This window comes from Kitasatospora sp. NPDC058063 (assembly GCF_042885395.1).
GTDB classification, from domain to species: Bacteria; Actinomycetota; Actinomycetes; order Streptomycetales; family Streptomycetaceae; genus Kitasatospora; species Kitasatospora lactacystinica.
On the sequence record NZ_JBHVSD010000043.1, the window covers coordinates 1 to 16,089 of the forward strand.

The following is a 16,089-nucleotide window of genomic DNA, read 5'->3' on the forward strand; positions in this document are numbered from 1 at the left end:
GCCCGGAGGGGTGGCGCGCGGCGTTGCCGATCAGGGTGGTGCCGACCGCGGCGCCCACCAGCGGCGCCCCGGCCGGGCGCTCGCGGGGCTCGCGCACGGGCGCGGTGAAGGTGGTACCGGCCTCGGCGGCGAGGTCGGTGAGCGTACGGCGAACGGCCAGGCGTATCGCGGCGACAGCGGGGTGAGGGCCCACGGCGGAAGACTCCTCGTCGGAGGGGACAGGACTCGCGGCGGACGCGGCGGGGACCGCGCACCGCATGAGCGCCCTGTTACCGGGCGCTCACAGATGGTGGCAGAAAGGAGCGACCCGCTACGCCACCCGCGCCACCGGTACGACCACCGTCCCACGTACGGGTGAATGAAGAAACGCTTCTTCACCCGTCGTCTGGCCGATTGGACCACTCGTACGAGCGGGTTTGACCGACGCGCGCCGCTTGCCGCCCGGCTCACGGCGCGCCCGCGTCAGGAGCGCCCGCTCAGCGGGCCACCCGGGCCACCCAGGCGGCCGGATCGTGGATCTCGTCCTTGGTCGGCAGGGTGTTCGGGGAGGTCCACACCCGGTTGAACCCCTCCATGCCGACCTGCTCCACCACGCCGCGCACGAACACCGCGCCGTCCTGGTACTGGCGCAGCTTCGCGTCCATGCCGAGCAGCCGGCGCAGCAGCAGGTCGAGCCGGTTGGCGCCGCGGTCCCGGCGCTGCTGGAACTTCTCCCGGATCTCGGCGACCGTCGGCACCACGGCCGGGCCGACGCCGTCCATCACCACGTCCGCGTGGCCCTCCAGCAGCGACATCACGGCCGTCAGCCGGCCGAGGATCTCGCGCTGCGCGGGCGACTGGACGATCTCCAGCAGGTTCCCGGAGGAGGCGCTCTCCCGGTTGCCGCCGCCCGGCAGGCCGCCGAACGAACCGGCCGCGTCCCGCAGCCGCTCCAGCAGGGCGCCCGGGTCGACGTCCGTCTCGGAGAGGAAGGACTGCACCTCGGACTGGATGTGGTCGCGCAGCCACGGCACCGCGGTGAACTGCGTCCGGTGCGTCTCCTCGTGCAGACAGACCCAGAGCCGGAAGTCGGACGGGTCGACGTCCAGCTCCCGCTCGACGTGCACGATGTTCGGCGCCACCAGCAGCAGCCGGCCCGGCCCGGGGCCGTCCGGCCCCAACCGCGGCTTGTCGAACAGCGCCGCCGGGCTGTCCGGCGCCTCCAGCGGAGGCTCCGCCGGGGCGAAGGTCTCGTACTGGCCCAGCACCTTGGTGGACAGGAACGCCAGCAGCGCCCCGACCTCGATCCCGGTGGCCTTCTCGCCCACCGCGCCGAACACTCCGGCCGTCGCGCTGTTCGCCCGACGCGCCTGGAGCTTCTCCACCAGCGGCTGGACGACCGTGCGGAAACCCGCCACGTTGGCCCGGATCCAGCCGGGTCGGTCCACCACCAGCACCGGCGTCGCCGCGGCCCGGGACAGGCTGGACGAACGCATGCCGGTGAACGCCCGCACGTGCTCCTCCGCCTCCAGGGCGTGCCGGCGGAGCTCGGCGACCACCGCCGCCGCTTCCTCCCGGCTCACTTCCGGCCCCGGCCGCACCAACCTGGTCGCGGTTGCGACCGCGAGGTTCCAGTCGACCATGTCAGCACCGCCACTCGCGCTCGTCATGCCCTCACCGTACGTGCTCCCCACCATCGGCGGCAGCCACCCGCGGCCAAGACCTCTTCCCCGACGGCCGATCGGCACGGCCGGCGCGACGGGACGGGCGGGGCCGGGTCAGTGGCAGCCGCAGCCGCCGAGGCGGCCGGCGACCCGGTCCATGGCGGCGCGGGCGGTGTCGGCGGGGGCGGTGGTACGGGTCATGACGGCGAAGGCGAGGAGGCGGCCGTCGGCGTCGACGACGGTGCCCGCGAGGGTGTTGACGCCGTTGAGGGTGCCGGTCTTGGCGCGGATCAGGCCGGCCGCGTCGGCGGCGCCGGACCCGGAGCCGTAGCGCTTGTTGAGGGTGCCGGTGAAGCCGGCGACCGGGAGGCCGGTAAGCACCGGGCGCAGGGTGGGGTGCTGCTCGGAGGCGGCCAGCGCGAGGAGCCGGGTCAGGACCGCGGGCGGGATCGCGTTGCCCGGGTGCAGGCCGCTGCCGTCGTTGAGCACCACGCCGCCCATCGGCACCCCGAGCCGGGTGAGCTCCTGGGTGACGGCCGCCGCGGCGCCCTCGAAGCTCGCCGGCTGGTGGGCGGCGACGGCGACCTGACGGGCCATCGCCTCGGCGAGTTGGTTGTCCGAGGTGGTCAGCAGGCGCTCCACCAGCCGGGCGACCGTCGGCGAGAAGACGTCGCCGAGCGGGGCCTGACCGGAGGCGGTCGGGGCGGGGGCGGGCGCCGCGGCGGGGGCGGCCTTGCCCGTCACCGTGATGCCGCGGGCCCTGAGCAGGGCGGCGAAGGTCTCGGCGGCCGCGGCCGCCGGGTCGGCGACCCGGTCCGGCGCGTCCTCCCGGCTCTTCGGGTCCACCCTGCCCTCGTCCACCATCAACGGGACCACCAGGGCGATGTTCTGCCCGTCGTGGTTCCGGTGCTGCGGGCTGCCCGCGTACAGCGACAGGTCGTAGTCCAGCCGGACCGTCGTGGTGCCGAGGCTCTTGAGGGTGTCGGCGGTCTGCCGGGCGAGGAGGTCCAGCGAGGCGGGGGCGGTGTCGGCGTCGGCCGGCTGCCCGCCGATCTGCACCTGGTCGGCGGGCAGTGCGGTGAGCGTCGGATCGCCGCCGCCGACCAGGGTGATCGTGCCCGGGTCCGCGCCCCGGACCACCCGGGTGTGCAGCCGGGTGTCCGCCGGGATGAGGGACAGGGCCGCGATCGCGGTGGCCAGCTTGGTGGTGGAGGCGGGGGTGGCCGGGGTGTTCTCCCCGGAGCCGTACAGGAGTTGGCCGGTGCCGGCGTCCGCGACGGCGAAGGTGACCTCGCCGAGGCTCTTGTCTGCGAGGGCGGCGACGAGCGCCTGCTGGAGGCCCTGCGCGGTGGGGACGGCGGCGCCCGTGGCGCCGTCCACGGCGGCCAGGACGGCGCCCGGCGCGGGCGCCGGGCGCGCGCCGGGCGCGTCGCTGCCGCCGGCGGTGGGGGCGGCGGGCCCGGAGGCCACGGGCGGCACGGCCCGACGGGTGGGCTCGGCACCCGGACCGTCGTTCGACCGCGGTCCGGCGCCGCCCTTCCCGTGGTCGCCCTTCCCGCGGTCGCGGCCGCCCTGCCCGTCGTGGTCCTCGTCCTCGCCGTGCCCGGCACTGTGCCCACCCGGCGGCGGGGACGGCTGCGCGTACGCACCACCCGAGGTCAGGACCGTACCGACGACCAGCAGCGCCGCTCCGACCAGCCCCGCGGCCGTCCCCCCGCGACGGCGCGCCGCCCCTCCCCCTGCTCCCACCGACCGGCCCCTTTCCCGAGCACTCGCTCCCGTAGGAGACACTTGGATTCTGTCAGTCCCTACCTTGGAGGAACCGTTGGAGTTCGACGTCCTTATCGAAATCCCGAAGGGCTCTCGTAACAAGTACGAGGTCGACCACGAGACCGGCCGTCTGCGGCTCGACCGGATGCTCTTCACCTCGACCCGCTACCCGGCCGACTACGGCTACGTCGAGGGCACGCTCGGCGAGGACGGCGACCCGCTGGACGCCCTGGTCATCCTGGATGAGCCGACCTTCCCGGGCTGCCTGATCAAGTGCCGCGCCATCGGCATGTTCCACATGACCGACGAGGCCGGCGGCGACGACAAGCTGCTCTGCGTCCCGGCGACCGACCCGCGCTGGGAGCACCTGCGCGACATCCACCACGTGTCGGAGTTCGACCGCCTGGAGATCCAGCACTTCTTCGAGGTCTACAAGGACCTGGAGCCCGGCAAGTCCGTCGAGGGCGCCGACTGGGTCGGCCGCGCCGAGGCCGAGGCCGAGGTCACCGCTTCGATCAAGCGTCTGGCGGAGCAGGGCGGCCACTGAGCCGTCGTTCCGATCTCATTCGATCGAGAGCGGTTCGAGGCAGGTCGGGACAGCCCGGGGCCGGGGTTCGCGGATTTCTTCCGCGGGCCCCGGCCTCTGTCGTTCCCGGGGACGGGACGGTTTGCCGACACCCTGTCGGCATGATGCGAAGTTAGGTTAGGCTAACCAAAACATTCGGTCCGACTCCGAACGGCCGACCCCGAACGGCCAACTCCGAACGGCCGACCCCGAACCCTGGAGGCCGCATGCCCACGCCCGCGCCCGCCCCGTTCTCCACCGTGCTCCGCACCGCCAGCAGCGAGGAGCACGAGGCCGCCGAGCAGTCCACGTTCATGAGCCGGCTGCTGGGAGGCCGACTCGGGATCGAGGCGTACGCCGACCTCACCGGCCAGCTCTGGTTCGTCTACCGGGCCCTGGAGGAACGGGCGGAGCAGCTCGCGCGGCACCCGCTGGCGGGCCCCTTCATCGACCGGGCCCTGCTGCGCACCGCCGCCGTCGAGCGCGACCTGGCGCACCTGCGCGGGCCCGACTGGCGGGACGGCCTGGCACCGCTGCCGGCCACCGCCGCCTACGTCGCCCGGGTGGAGGAGCTGGCCGCCGCGTGGCCGGCCGGGTACCTCGCGCACCACTACACCCGCTACCTGGGCGACCTGTCGGGCGGCCAGATCATCCGGGGCGTGGCCGAGAAGACCTGGGGCTTCGAGCGCAAGGGCGACGGCGTGCGGTTCTACGTCTTCGAGGAGGTCGACAACCCGGCGGCCTTCAAGCGCGAGTACCGGGCCAAGCTGGACGCGGCCGGGGAGGCCATGGACGAGGTCGAGCGGCGCCGGGTGGTCGAGGAGTGCAAGCGGGCCTTCGTTCTCAACGGGGCGGTCTTCCGCGACCTGGATGCGCGTTACCCGCTGAGTGCATAAACGTTTCCCCCTGGTTTTCGAGGGACGGCCCCGACGAGCGGTTGCTCGCCGGGGCCGTCGCCGTCTCCGCCCGCCCGTCAGGCCCGGGCGGCACCGCGGCGGTTGCGCACCAGCGCGGTGGCGCCGCCGCCGAACAGCAGCAGCCCGGCCGCGGTGGCCAGCAGCGGGACCACCGGGGTGTCCGCACCGGTGGCGGCCAGCGAGCCGCCGCCCGTACCGGTCAGGCCGCTCGTGGTCAGCGAGGCGCCACCGGACGTACCGCTGCCGGCGCCCTGGCCGCCGCCGGCCACCGAGCCGCCGCCGGTGGAACCGGCGGGCGGGGCGGTCGGCAGCTCGGCGTCCTTGTCGAAGGCGAGCGTGGCGCTGACCGGGTCCAGGGCCGTACCGGCCGGGTAGTTGGAGAACGCCGGCACGCCCTCGGCCGTGAGGGCGGCCGGGACGTTCGCCAGCGTGACCACGCCGCCGACCGGCTTCAGGGCGGAGGCCGGAACGTCGAGCCTGGCGATCCTGGCACCGCGCAGCGAGGTCGACGCGCCGTTCGGGGACCTGCCGTTGACGTCGGCGGTCAGGAACGCCCCGTCCCGGCCGATCGTCAGGCCCAGCTTGGACAGCGTGGTGTCCAGCGCCCAGCCGTCCTTGCCGGGGTGGCCGAGGAAGCGGACCGAGCCGTCGAAGGCGGCGGTCAGCGAGTGGTCGGCGGTGTTGTACGCGCCGGTGGCGCCGCCGAAGCGGTAGTCGGCCGCGCCGCCGCCGAACTCGACCTTCCCGGCGGCCATCGGGGACGCCAGGTAGGCGCGGAAGCTCTCCTTGACCTTCCAGTCCAGCGCCCCCTTCAGCACCGGCAGGCCGGACGGGGCCGTGCCGGGGCTGCCGCCCGCGGACGGGGTGGCGCTCGGCGACCGGCCGGCCGAGGGCGAGGAGGTGGCCGAGGGCGTGCCGGACGGGGTCGGGGTCGGCACGGCGGTGGGCGTGGCGGTGGGGCTCGCGCTCGGGCCGCCGGTCGGGCTTCCGGTCGGGCTCGGGCTCGCGCTCGGGCTCGCGCTCGCGCTCGGTGAGGAGGTGGCGGACGGCGCCGTGGTGGCCGTCGCGGTCGGCGAGGGCGTGGCCGGGCCCTGCTTCAGCAGCAGCGACAGCGGGTCCATGTCCGCCCCCGCCGGGTAGAAGCCGGCGAAGGCCCGGGCACCCTGCTCGGTCAGCCTGGCCGCGGCGGGCACCCCGTTGGTGGTGTCCCGCGCGACGGTGAACGTCACCAGCGGCACATCGTCCCGGCGGGTGACCTCGGTGGCGCCCGTCGACTCCTTGGAGGCGGTGTCGGCGGTCAGCGTGCCGGTGGTGCCGGAGGTGGTGATCCGCAGATCGCTGAGCGCGACGTCCAGGGCGCCGTGGTGGGCGGTGAAGTGCACGCCGCCGGCGAAGGAGGAGCTGAGCGCGTGCGTGGTGAGGTCGTACGCCGCGTTCGCCAGGCCGAAGTGGAAGGTGCCGTCGGCGTTGCGGGTCGCACCGCCGGTCAGCTCGATCGCGCCTCCCTGGGAGGCCGGGCCCTCGATGTAGGAGCGGAAGCTCGCCTTCACGCCCCAGTCCAGCGCGCCGGTGTCGTACGTGACGCTGCTCGGGCCGCCCGCGCCGAAGGCCAGTGCGGGGGCACCGAGGGCGGTCAGGCCGAGACCGGCGGTGACGGCCGCGAGGGCGGCCGGCCGGGTGCGGTTGCGGGACATGCTGGGTACTCCGTTCGGATGGGGGAGGGAGCGGGGGGACGCTCCCGGGGGGGTCAGGCCGCTTCGTCGGCGTCGGGCCCGGCGGCCGGGGCCCCGGCTGCGGCGGCCGCCCGGCGGCGGCGGACGAGCAGGCCGCCGGTGGTGGCGAGGGCCGCCACCAGCACCGCGCCACCGGCCACGGCGGCCACCGGGGCGCCGTCCGAGGAGGCGGCGGCGACGGGCGCGGCGGCCGGGGGCACGGCGGGGCTCGCGGCGGCGCTCGGCGGGGTGGCCGGAGCGCTGCCGAGGTCGGGCAGCGGGGGAAGCGCGGCGGCCGGGTCGAGGGCGACGGCGAAGCTCAGCGGGTCCATCCCGGTGCCCGCCGGGTACAGCCCGCCGAAGGCCTCGGCGCCGCCCTCGGTGAGTTCCAGCGGCAGTTCGACGGCCCGCAGCAGGCCGCCCTCGACCGTGAGGCCGGCCGGGTCGAAGGTCGCCAGCTCGACACCGGGGAGCTGGCGGGTGCCGCCGTCCGGGGTCCGGCCGGAGACGTCGGCGAGCAGTCGGCCCCGGCCGCCGGAGACGGTGACGCCGGGGTTGGCGAGGGTGAGGTCCAGGCCGTAGCCGTCGCCGGCGCGCATTCCGGTGAAGCGGACGGTGCCGGTGAAGGCCGCGGTCAGCTCGCCGGTGGCCGGGTCGTACCCGCCCTTGGCCGGGGTCCAGCGGAAGAACGCGCCACCGTCCGCCGCCCCGCCGCCGAGCTCCCAACGGCCTTGGGCGACAGCGCCGGTGACGTAGTCCCGGAAGGTGCGGCGGACCCCCCAGTCGAGGGCGCCGTCGGCGAACCCGGTGCGGGCCGGGGCCTGGGCGGTCGGCTCGCCCGTCGGCCCGGACGCCGGCGCGGCGGTCGGACCCGGCGTCGGCGTGGTCGCGGGAGCGGCGGTGGGCGCGGGGGTGGCGGCCGGCGCGGGCGCCGCGGGCTTCTCCTGGGCGGCGGGCAGGTTGACCGACAGCGTGAGCGGGTCGAGGGCCGTACCGGCCTGGTAGAAGCCTCCGAAGGCCTTCGCCCCGGCGTCGGTGAGGGTCGCCGGGACGCCGCTCAGCGTCAGGGTGCCGGCCGCGCCGCGCAGGTCGACGCCGGCCAGCGAGAGGTCGGCCAGCCTGGCCTGGCTCGCGCTGCTCACCTGGCCGGTCTCCCTGGACTTGCTGCTGACGTCCGCGTACAGCCCGGCCGCGCCGCCCTGGACGGCCTTGAAGGTGAGCCGGCCGACGCTCAGGTCGAGCGCGTCGGCGCCATTCTCCCGGTGCCCGGTGAACCGGACGCCGCCGGAGAAGGCGGCGGTCAGCGCACCCGCCGCCGGGTCGTAGGTGCCGTTCGCGGAGTGGAACCGGAAGGTGCTGCCGCCGACCGTCGCCGCGCCGCCGGTCAGCGACCAACTCCCCTGGGCGATGGGCCCGGTGACGTAGGTCAGGAAGGACTGCTTGATCCCCCAGTCCAGTCGCCCGCCGGAGACCCTGCCCTCGGCGGCCGACGCCGGTCCCGGTGACAGGCCCACCGCCAGCAGGGCGGCGAGGGCGGCCACCAGGGTGGCGGCCAGACGGCGGAGCCGGCTGGACAGGGGCACGGCGGATCACTCCTCGGGGGGCGCGGGGGGATGGCGCAGGGGGGCAGGCGACTGCCACCCCCTTGCGGAACTGAGGTAAGGCTAACCTAATATATGAGTCAAGAGCCCCCGCCGCCCCGCTCCCCCACCCCGGGCAGCGCGGCGCCAACTCCCCGCGAAGGGAACCAGGTTGAGCAGCAGTACGATCCGATCCAGGGCGGCCCGCGGGCCCGCCCTCCTGCTGCTCGCCCTCGGCCTGCTGCTCGCCCTCACCGCCTGCGGCACCGCCGGCGGAACGGTCACGGCAACCGCCTCCCGGGCACCCGACACGGTCGAGCCGCCCGCCACCGAACCCGTCCCGCGCCTTCCGGCCACCACCGCCTCCGCCGACGGCCGCCAGGTCACCGTCACCAGCGCCGAACGGATCATCCCGCTCAACGGCAGCCTCGCCGAGCTGGTGTTCAGCCTCGGCCTCGGCCCCAAGGTGGTCGCCCGGGACGTCTCCACCACCTTCCAGCAGGCCGCCGCGCTCCCGGTGATCACCCAGGCCCACGACGTCTCCGCCGAGGGCGTGCTCTCGCTGCACCCCACCGTCGTCCTCGCCGACCGCTCCACCGGCCCGGCCGAGGCGATCGCGCAGATCCGGGCGGCCGGCGTCCCCCTGATCGTCCTGGACGACGCCAAGCGGCTGGCCGACGTCGGCCCGCGCATCGACACCGTCGCCGCCGCCCTCGGAGTCCCCGACGCCGGACAGCAGTTGAAGGAACGCACCGCACAGCGGATCGACGAGGCCGCGGCCGCCGTCCCGGCCGCCGGCCGCCACCCCAGGGTCGCCTTCCTCTACCTGCGCGGCAGCGCCTCCGTCTACCTGCTCGGCGGCCCCGCCTCCGGCGCCGGCTCGCTGATCGAGGCGGTCGGCGGCGAGGACGCCGGCACCGCCGCCGGCCTCACCGGCGACTTCACCCCGCTCACCAGCGAGGCCCTGGTCAAGGCCGCGCCCGACGCGATCCTGGTGATGAGCAAGGGGCTGGACTCCGTCGGCGGCGTGGACGGCCTGCTCAAGCTGCCCGGCGTCGCCCAGACCCCGGCCGGGCTCGACCGCCGGATCGTCTCGATCGAGGACGGCCGGCTGCTCAGCTACGGCCCGCGCACCCCGCAGGTGCTGCGGGACATCGCCGCCCAGCTCTACCCGGCGGACGCCAAGTGACCCTCGCCGCGAGCCGGAAGGCCCTCCCGACCGCCCGCCGCACCACCCTGCTCACCGCCGGGCTCGCCGCCGCCCTGCTCCTCTGCGCCCTGCTCGCGGCCGGGGTCGGCGCCTACCGCATCCCGCTCGGCGACATCCTCGCCTCCACCGCCCACCGCCTCGGCCTCGGCGGCCACGCCCTGGACCGGGTACCGGAGTCGGTGCTGTGGAACGTCCGGCTGCCGCGGGTGGTGCTCGCCCTGCTGGTCGGCGGTTCGCTGGGCTGCGCCGGCGCGCTGATGCAGGGCGTGTTCGGAAACCCGCTCGCCGAGCCCGCCGTGATCGGCGTCTCCTCGGGCGGCGCGGTCGGCGCGGTGGCCTGCATCGTGCTCGGCCTGGACGCCCTGGGCAGCTGGACGGTCACCGCCTTCGCGTTCGCGAGCGGCCTGCTGACGGTCTTCGCGGTGTACGCCATGGCCCGCTCCGGCGGGCGCACCGAGGTGGTCACGCTGATCCTCACCGGCGTCGCCGTGAACGCCTTCTGCGGCGCCCTGATCGGCATCCTGCTGTTCACCGCCGACTCCGCCGCGATCAGCCAGGTCACCTTCTGGCAGCTCGGCTCGCTCGCCCAGGCCACCTGGGGCAAGGTGCTGGCCGTCCTGCCGTTCGCGCTGGCCGGTCTCGCCGTCGCCCCGCTGTACGCCCGCAAGCTGGACCTGCTGGCCCTCGGCGAGCGCCCGGCCCACCACCTCGGGGTGGACGTCGAGCGGATGCGGCTGGTGCTGATCACCGTCGTCGCGCTGCTCACCGCCGCGGCCGTCGCGGTCAGCGGGATCATCGGCTTCGTCGGCCTGGTCGTCCCGCACCTGCTGCGGATGCTCGCCGGCCCCGGCCACCGCTTCCTGCTGCCCGCCTCCGCGCTCGGCGGCGCGCTGGTGCTGGTCGTCGCCGACCTCGCCGCCCGCACCCTCGCCGAGCCGGCCGAACTGCCGCTCGGGGTGCTCACCGCACTGATCGGCAGCCCGTTCTTCTTCTGGCTGCTGCGCCGGACCAGGACCAGGCAGGGAGGCTGGGCGTGAAGCTGCGCCGCCACCGGGAGATCCCCGAACGACCCGTACCCGGAACCGAGTTGCTCGCCGCCGAGGCCGTCCGGCTGAAGGTCGGCGGACGCCCGCTGCTGGCCGGCGCCGCCGTCCGGGTGGCGGCCGGCGAGGTGGTCGCCCTGCTCGGACCGAACGGCGCGGGCAAGTCCACCCTGCTGTCCGTACTGGCCGGCGACGTCCGGCCGGACAGCGGCGGGGTCACCCTGCGCGGCCGTCCGCCGAGCGACTACGACGCCGCCGAACTCGCCCTGCACCGAGCGCTGTTGCCGCAGTCCGCCGCACTGTCCTTCCCGTTCCCGGCCGACGAGGTGGTCCGGATGGGCCGCGCGCCGTGGGCGGGCACGGCAGCGGCCGCCGAGGACGCGGCGGCCGTGGCCGAGGCGATGGCCGCCACCGAGTCCACCGCCTTCGCCGGGCGCCCGTTCACCGCCCTGTCCGGCGGCGAGCGGGCCCGGGTGGCGCTGGCCCGGGTACTGGCCCAGCGCACCCCGCTGCTGCTGCTGGACGAACCGACCGCCGCCCTCGACCTGCGCCACCAGGAGCTGGTGCTGCGGGTCGCCCGGAACCGGGCCGCGGCCGGGGACGGGGTGGTCGTGGTGCTGCACGACCTGTCCCTGGCGGCGGCCTACGCGGACCGGGTGGTCCTGCTGACGGACGGGGCGACGGTCGCGGACGGTCCGGTCGCCGAGGTGCTGCGGGCCCCGCTGCTCAGCGAGGTGTACGGGCACCCCGTGGAGGTGCTGGCGCACCCGCGCACCGGGGTGCCGCTGGTGCTGCCGGAACGCGGCTGAACCGGGCCGGTCCTGCCGAGACCGGTCGGGCCCGGTCGGGCTTCCGGACCCGGTCAGTCCTCCAGCCGGAAGCCGACCTTGATGCACACCTGGTAGTGCTTGATCCGGCCCTCCTCCAGGTGCCCCCGGACCTGCGAGACCTCGAACCAGTCGAGGTTGCGCAGCGTCCGGGAGGCGCGCTCCACCCCGTTGCGGATCGCGGCGTCGACGCTCTCGGTCGAGGACCCGACGATCTCGGTCACCCGGTACACATGGTCGGTCATGGCGGACTCCTCAGCTGTGCGACGGCCCCCGGTCCACCGTGCACCGGCCCGGGTCCGCCCGCACCCGGACGGGCGGCCGCCGACCGCTCAAAAACGCCCTAGGGCCTGTCTTCAAACCCCCGTCGTCCGCCCGGAGGGCGGGCGGGGCGGCGTTGGGGTGCGTGCATCGCAAGGCGGAGGAGGGAGCCACTGCGGTGGGGGCACCTCCCGGCCGAAGGCTGGGGGCCATTGGCGACCGACGACAACGCGGCGAGGTGCGTGCCCCGGCGTCGCCCCGCAGGCGGGGGTTTGAAGACAGGCCCTAGAACGCCGCCCGCACCTCGCCGACCGGCACACCGCCGCCGAGCAGCGGGGCCGCGCCGATCCGCTCGACGGTCCCGTCCGCCCCCGTCACCCCGAGCCGGCGCAGCGCCGCCGCCAGCACCGGGCCGCGGGCCCGCTCGCCGCCGTCCTCGATCTTGAAGGCCAGCGCCCGCCCGTCCGGCAGCGCGACCACCTGGACGGCCTCGGCGCCCATCTTGGACAGCGCTCCCGGCACCGCCCGCATCAGCCGGGTGTCGGCCCGGCGGGTGCCGGCCACGTACTCGGGGTGGGCGCGCATCGCGTCGGCGACGCGACGCGGCTCGGTGCCTTCGGCGGCCAGCACCAGGCCGCGGTAGCCGCGGGCCAGCCCGGTCAGCGACACGGCCAGCAGCGGCGCACCGCAGCCGTCCACCCCGGCGTGGGCGGCGGTCTCGCCGGTGGCCTCCTCCAGGGCCTCGCGGGCCAGCCGCTGGATCGGGTGGGCCGGGTCGAGGTAGCTCCCGGTGTCCCAGCCGTTGGCCGTGCAGGCGGCCAGCCAGCCGGCGTGCTTGCCGGAGCAGTCCATCAGGATCGGGGCGCGGCCGCCGCCGCCGGCGAGCAGCAGCTCCGCCTCGGTCTCGTCCAGCGGCAGGTCGGCCGGGGTGCGCAGGGCCGACTCGTCGAGCCCGGCGGAGCCGAGGATGCTCCGCACACCATCGAGGTGAAACGATTCTGCGGAGTGGCTGGAGGCCGCCAGCGCCAGCAGCTCGCCCTCGATCGCCAGCCCGGCCCGCAGCGTGGCCACCGCCTGGAACGGCTTGGCGGTCGACCGCGGGAAGACCGGGGCGTCCGGGTCGCCGAGCGCGAACTCGACCGAGCCGTCGGCCGCGAGCAGCACCAGGGAGCCGCGGTGGCGGCCCTCGACGAAACCGGAGCGCACGACCTCGGCGAGAACGGGCGTGGTGGCGGGCAGGGACATGGCGGGTGAGCCTTCCGGGGCGAGGGTGGGCCGGGCGTGAGCCGGGCCCACCGCCCGCGGCGACTCACCCGGTCAGAGCGGCCCCCCTGCGAGCAGGTCGTCGACCCGTGCTTCCCCATCACGGTACCTGCGGGTGATCTCGGCATTGCAACCGTCGGCCGTGCGCAGCAGCCGCTGGCGCCGTCCGGACACCTCCCGCTCGTGCGCCCGCAGCCGCTCCAGCGCGGCCAGCAGTTCCTCGGCCGGGTGCGCGGCCAGGTCGGCGAGCTGGACGTCGCCCATCAGGGCGTCCGCCTCCAGCCCGGACTCCCGGGTGCGCGGCGGGCCGAGGGTGACGTGCCGGGCCGAGCGCCGCACGGTGGAGGGCGCGTCGGTCAGGATCGCGGGCAGCCGGTCCAGCAGGTCGCCGGGGGCCGGCTCGGGGCCGGACGGGCCGGCGGTACGGACCGGGCCCGCTCCGGGCCGCCGGTCGAGTTCGGCGCGCAGGATGTCCATCCGCCCGTGCAGCAGCCGCCGCAGGTACGACAGGTCGGCCTCCTGCTCCAGGGTCTCCCGGCGCAGCACCCGCAGCTGCTCCAGGCCCAGCCGCTCCAGGTCGGGTTCGTCCCCCGCGCCCGCCGCCGGGCCGTACGGGGCCCCGGGGGGTCGCCCCACCGGCCCGGACCGGTCCCGCGCCGCGCTGCTCGCGTCCATCACCCAACCACCTGACGTCGTCCGATCCCGCCCGCTCGCGGCACCCCGTGCCTGCCGCCGGTCCGGCCCGTCCCCCGACGGGCCGCACGTCCCGTCCACCGGCACGCCCGGGAACCCCCCGGAGGCTCCGGTCCCCGGCCGCGTCCGCCCACCGGGGCGGCACCGCCAGACGCCTGACCTACCGGCTCGACCGCCAGGCCGAACCCGGCCCGGCGCGGCGGACCTCCTGGCGCCCCGGACCCTTCGTACGGTCCACCAGCGTGCCACCCCGCCCGGCGCACGCGCACCGCCCGTGCACCCGAACGGCCCCCTGGCGAACAGGGGTGGCTGATATGACCGGTCCTTTCCGCAGGAAGAGCAGCGCCCGATTCGGCGCAGGCGCGCACCCATGGGCGCTCAGAGCCACTTCACGCGCCCCTGGTGTGCGCCCTGGGGAGGCAGCCGGGGCGCACGGGAAGGGTGCGGCGCGGGCCCGGAGGCACGACGGGGCGCGGGGCGCCAGGGCGGTGGGCGCACGGCGTCCGGCGCGGGCGGCAACGGGCGCACGGGCCGACGCGCGGGGAGGCCCCCCACGGCCGCCGGGGGCCCTCCGGGGGCCGTACGGCGCTCCGGCACAATGGCGGCATGCGAGCAGTGGTGCAGCGAGTGACCGAGGCCCGGGTGACCGTGGCCGGTGAGACCGTCGGCGCGATCGAGGGACCGGGGCTCTGCGCCCTGGTCGGCGTCACCCACGACGACACCCCCGCGAAGGCCGCCCAGCTGGCCCGCAAGCTCTGGACGCTGCGGCTGCTGCCCGCGAACGACGAGGGCGTCGAGCAGAGCTGCTCGGACCTCGGCGCCCCGCTGCTGGTGATCAGCCAGTTCACGCTCTACGGCGACGCCCGCAAGGGCCGCCGCCCCACCTGGAACGCCGCCGCCCCCGGCCCGGTCGCCGAGCCGCTGGTCGACGAAGTGGTGGCGCAGCTGCGGGCGCTGGGCGCCAAGGTGGAGACGGGCCGGTTCGGCGCCGACATGCAGGTGGCGCTGGTGAACGACGGCCCGTTCACCGTCCTCGTCGAGATCTGAGCGGCCCCTACTGCGGGACGATCACGTCCTGGGTGCCGGGCACCGTCCCGGCCAGCAGCACGGCGTCCACCGGGACGTTCCGCTTGACGATCGCCAGCGCGATCGGCCCCAGCTCGTGGTGCCGGGCCGAGGAGGTCACGAAGCCCAGCGCCCGCCCGTCCGGGTCGGTGGCCAGCCGCACCTCGGTGCCGTGCGGGGGCAGCGACTCCTCGGTGCCGTCCAGGTGCAGGAAGACCAGCCGGCGCGGCGGCCGGCCCAGGTTGTGCACCCGGGCGACGGTCTCCTGGCCGCGGTAGCAGCCCTTCTGCAGGTGGACGGCGGTGCGCAGCCAGTCCACCTCGTGTGGGATGGTCCGGTGGTCGGTCTCGAAACCCAGCCGCGGCCGGTGGCCCTCGATCCGCAGCGCCTCGTACGCCCAGACCCCGGCCGCCGGGCCGTACCCGGCGGTGAGCCGCCCCAGCTCGCCGCGCGGCACGAACAGGTCACGCCCGTACGGGAGTTCGCGGACGGCGGCGGCGCCCTCCACGGAGGCGGTGGAGCCGGCCGGCAGGTGGACCACGGCGTACTCGGCGGTCGCGTCGGCGACCTCCACCCGGTAGAAGAACCGCATGCCGTCCAGGTAGGCGACCAGCGCCTCCTGGGTGCCCGGCTCGACGTGCGCCCAGGTGGTGGTGCCGTCGTCCACCAGGTAGAGCGCGTGCTCGACGTGCCCGTTCGGGGAGAGCACCAGCGCCTCGGCGGCCTGCTGCGGCGGCAGCTCGCTGACGTGCTGGGTGAGCAGCAGGTGCAGCCAGGAGAGCCGGTCCGGGCCGGTCACGGTGACCACGCCGCGGTGCGAGAGGTCGACGAAGCCGGCGCCCTGCGACAGGTTGCGTTGCTCGCGGAAGATGTCGCCGTAGTGGGCGGCGACACCCTCGTCGGCCCCCTCGGCGGGGACGGCTCCGGGCAGGGAAAGCAGCGGGCTCTTCACACCGGTCATACCGGCCAGCTTACGGCTGCTCCCCGGCGGCCTTGGCGGTGCAGTCGGCGCAGCGGCCGAAGATGGCGAAATGCTTGAGGTCGGTGTCGAAGCCGTGCCGCTCGCGCAGGCTGTCGATCAGCGGCTGGGCGATCTCGGTACTGGTCTCGGTGACCTGCTCGCAGTCCCGGCAGACCAGGTGCAGGTGGTGGTGGCGGCCGGCCAGGTGGTAGGTCGGGGCGCCGTGGCCGAGGTGGGCGTGCGACACCAGCCCCAGCTCCTCCAGCAGCTCCAGGGTCCGGTAGACGGTGGAGATGTTGACGCCGCTGGCGGTCCGGCGGACGTGGCAGAGGATGTCGTCGGGGGTGGCGTGGTCGAGTTCGTCGACGGCCTCCAGCACGAGCTGGCGCTGCGGGGTGAGCCGGTACCCGCGTTCGCGCAGGTCGGCCTTCCAGTCGCCGGAGAGCTGCCAGTCGGTGGTGCCGGTGTCCGCCACGGTACTCGTCCCTGCCAATGGTCGGGGGTCCTGGGGCAAGTGTAGGGACCGGCCGCGGGCCGGTCCCTACCTCGTGCACGGAAGTGCCGGTCGTGCGACCGGCC

The 16,089-nt window shown here is 75.7% G+C and carries 15 protein-coding genes and 1 pseudogene; 6 read left to right on the forward strand and 10 right to left on the reverse strand.

The features are described from left to right. The 3 genes and pseudogenes from ACFVUY_RS40860 to dacB all read right to left on the reverse strand — a co-directional run. Positions 1-193 (reverse strand): annotated as a pseudogene (locus tag ACFVUY_RS40860) (tRNA lysidine(34) synthetase TilS); the annotation flags it as partial. A 283-nt stretch (positions 194-476) separates the two neighbouring features. Next, on the reverse strand, positions 477-1,649 hold the full coding sequence (locus tag ACFVUY_RS40865) for a zinc-dependent metalloprotease (RefSeq protein WP_359909377.1): 1,173 nt from the start codon (positions 1,647-1,649) through the stop codon (positions 477-479). Between the two features lie 108 nt (positions 1,650-1,757). Further along, positions 1,758-3,392 (reverse strand): D-alanyl-D-alanine carboxypeptidase/D-alanyl-D-alanine-endopeptidase, encoded by a 1,635-nt coding sequence (dacB, locus tag ACFVUY_RS40870; RefSeq protein WP_387737078.1) that lies wholly within the window; start codon positions 3,390-3,392, stop codon positions 1,758-1,760. Between the two features lie 76 nt (positions 3,393-3,468). Between dacB and ACFVUY_RS40875 the strand changes: the two genes are divergently transcribed. Together ACFVUY_RS40875 and ACFVUY_RS40880 are read left to right on the forward strand one after the other, a co-directional pair. After that, entirely contained in the window at positions 3,469-3,960 is a 492-nt protein-coding gene (locus ACFVUY_RS40875; protein ID WP_188300447.1) for an inorganic diphosphatase, read from the forward strand. A gap of 245 nt (positions 3,961-4,205) precedes the next feature. Beyond that, the gene (locus tag ACFVUY_RS40880) at positions 4,206-4,874 is read left to right on the forward strand and encodes a biliverdin-producing heme oxygenase (protein ID WP_359909383.1); all 669 of its coding nucleotides are present in this window, start codon (positions 4,206-4,208) and stop codon (positions 4,872-4,874) included. Positions 4,875-4,951: 77 nt separating this feature from the next. On the opposite strand, the gene ACFVUY_RS40885 is transcribed toward ACFVUY_RS40880, so the two are convergent. After that, positions 4,952-6,589, reverse strand: coding sequence for an HtaA domain-containing protein (locus tag ACFVUY_RS40885; protein WP_387737079.1), 1,638 nt, complete (start codon positions 6,587-6,589; stop codon positions 4,952-4,954). Positions 6,590-6,642: 53 nt separating this feature from the next. After that, positions 6,643-8,190: an HtaA domain-containing protein gene (locus ACFVUY_RS40890; protein WP_387737080.1), complete on the reverse strand. Its 1,548-nt coding sequence runs from the start codon at positions 8,188-8,190 to the stop codon at positions 6,643-6,645. Between the two features lie 169 nt (positions 8,191-8,359). On the opposite strand from ACFVUY_RS40890, the gene ACFVUY_RS40895 reads away from it, so the two are divergent. From ACFVUY_RS40895 to ACFVUY_RS40905, 3 genes are read left to right on the forward strand one after another with little or no spacing between them, the layout of a single operon-like run. Beyond that, entirely contained in the window at positions 8,360-9,376 is a 1,017-nt protein-coding gene (locus ACFVUY_RS40895) for a hemin ABC transporter substrate-binding protein (protein ID WP_387737081.1), read from the forward strand. Further along, positions 9,373-10,434, forward strand: coding sequence for a FecCD family ABC transporter permease (locus ACFVUY_RS40900; protein WP_387695575.1), 1,062 nt, complete (start codon positions 9,373-9,375; stop codon positions 10,432-10,434). The genes ACFVUY_RS40895 and ACFVUY_RS40900 overlap by 4 nt, the downstream gene beginning before the upstream one ends. Beyond that, positions 10,425-11,249, forward strand: a complete 825-nt coding sequence (locus tag ACFVUY_RS40905; RefSeq protein WP_387737097.1) for a heme ABC transporter ATP-binding protein — start codon at positions 10,425-10,427, stop codon at positions 11,247-11,249. Before ACFVUY_RS40900 ends, ACFVUY_RS40905 begins: the two co-directional genes overlap by 10 nt. Positions 11,250-11,302: 53 nt before the next feature. Here ACFVUY_RS40905 and ACFVUY_RS40910 read toward each other — a convergent pair whose 3' ends face one another. The 3 genes from ACFVUY_RS40910 to ACFVUY_RS40920 form a co-directional block, all read right to left on the reverse strand. Next, positions 11,303-11,512: a dodecin gene (locus ACFVUY_RS40910; protein ID WP_359909395.1), complete on the reverse strand. Its 210-nt coding sequence runs from the start codon at positions 11,510-11,512 to the stop codon at positions 11,303-11,305. Between the two features lie 301 nt (positions 11,513-11,813). Next, complete coding sequence (locus tag ACFVUY_RS40915) at positions 11,814-12,773, reverse strand: asparaginase (RefSeq protein ID WP_387737082.1); 960 nt, start codon at positions 12,771-12,773, stop codon at positions 11,814-11,816. A 72-nt stretch (positions 12,774-12,845) separates the two neighbouring features. Further along, the gene (locus ACFVUY_RS40920; RefSeq protein ID WP_387737083.1) at positions 12,846-13,466 is read right to left on the reverse strand and encodes an ABC transporter substrate-binding protein; all 621 of its coding nucleotides are present in this window, start codon (positions 13,464-13,466) and stop codon (positions 12,846-12,848) included. 624 nt (positions 13,467-14,090) lie between these two features. Between ACFVUY_RS40920 and dtd the strand changes: the two genes are divergently transcribed. Then, positions 14,091-14,531, forward strand: a complete 441-nt coding sequence (dtd, locus tag ACFVUY_RS40925; protein ID WP_387737084.1) for a D-aminoacyl-tRNA deacylase — start codon at positions 14,091-14,093, stop codon at positions 14,529-14,531. Positions 14,532-14,538: 7 nt separating this feature from the next. Here dtd and ACFVUY_RS40930 read toward each other — a convergent pair whose 3' ends face one another. Beyond that, the gene (locus ACFVUY_RS40930) at positions 14,539-15,501 is read right to left on the reverse strand and encodes a folate-binding protein (RefSeq protein ID WP_359909431.1); all 963 of its coding nucleotides are present in this window, start codon (positions 15,499-15,501) and stop codon (positions 14,539-14,541) included. 19 nt (positions 15,502-15,520) lie between these two features. Next, entirely contained in the window at positions 15,521-15,985 is a 465-nt protein-coding gene (locus ACFVUY_RS40935; RefSeq protein ID WP_387695520.1) for a Fur family transcriptional regulator, read from the reverse strand. Positions 15,986-16,089 lie beyond the last annotated feature (104 nt).

Bases quoted from the DNA above. Each gene is read 5' to 3' on its own strand.
- ACFVUY_RS40865 (WP_359909377.1), bottom strand. From the start codon at position 1,649: ATGACGAGCGCGAGTGGCGGTGCTGACATGGTCGACTGGAACCTCGCG.
- ACFVUY_RS40880 (WP_359909383.1), top strand. From the start codon at position 4,206: ATGCCCACGCCCGCGCCCGCCCCGTTCTCCACCGTGCTCCGCACCGCC.
- ACFVUY_RS40885 (WP_387737079.1), bottom strand. From the start codon at position 6,589: ATGTCCCGCAACCGCACCCGGCCGGCCGCCCTCGCGGCCGTCACCGCC.
- ACFVUY_RS40910 (WP_359909395.1), bottom strand. From the start codon at position 11,512: ATGACCGACCATGTGTACCGGGTGACCGAGATCGTCGGGTCCTCGACC.
- ACFVUY_RS40915 (WP_387737082.1), bottom strand. From the start codon at position 12,773: ATGTCCCTGCCCGCCACCACGCCCGTTCTCGCCGAGGTCGTGCGCTCC.
- ACFVUY_RS40920 (WP_387737083.1), bottom strand. From the start codon at position 13,466: ATGGACGCGAGCAGCGCGGCGCGGGACCGGTCCGGGCCGGTGGGGCGA.
- dtd (WP_387737084.1), top strand. From the start codon at position 14,091: ATGCGAGCAGTGGTGCAGCGAGTGACCGAGGCCCGGGTGACCGTGGCC.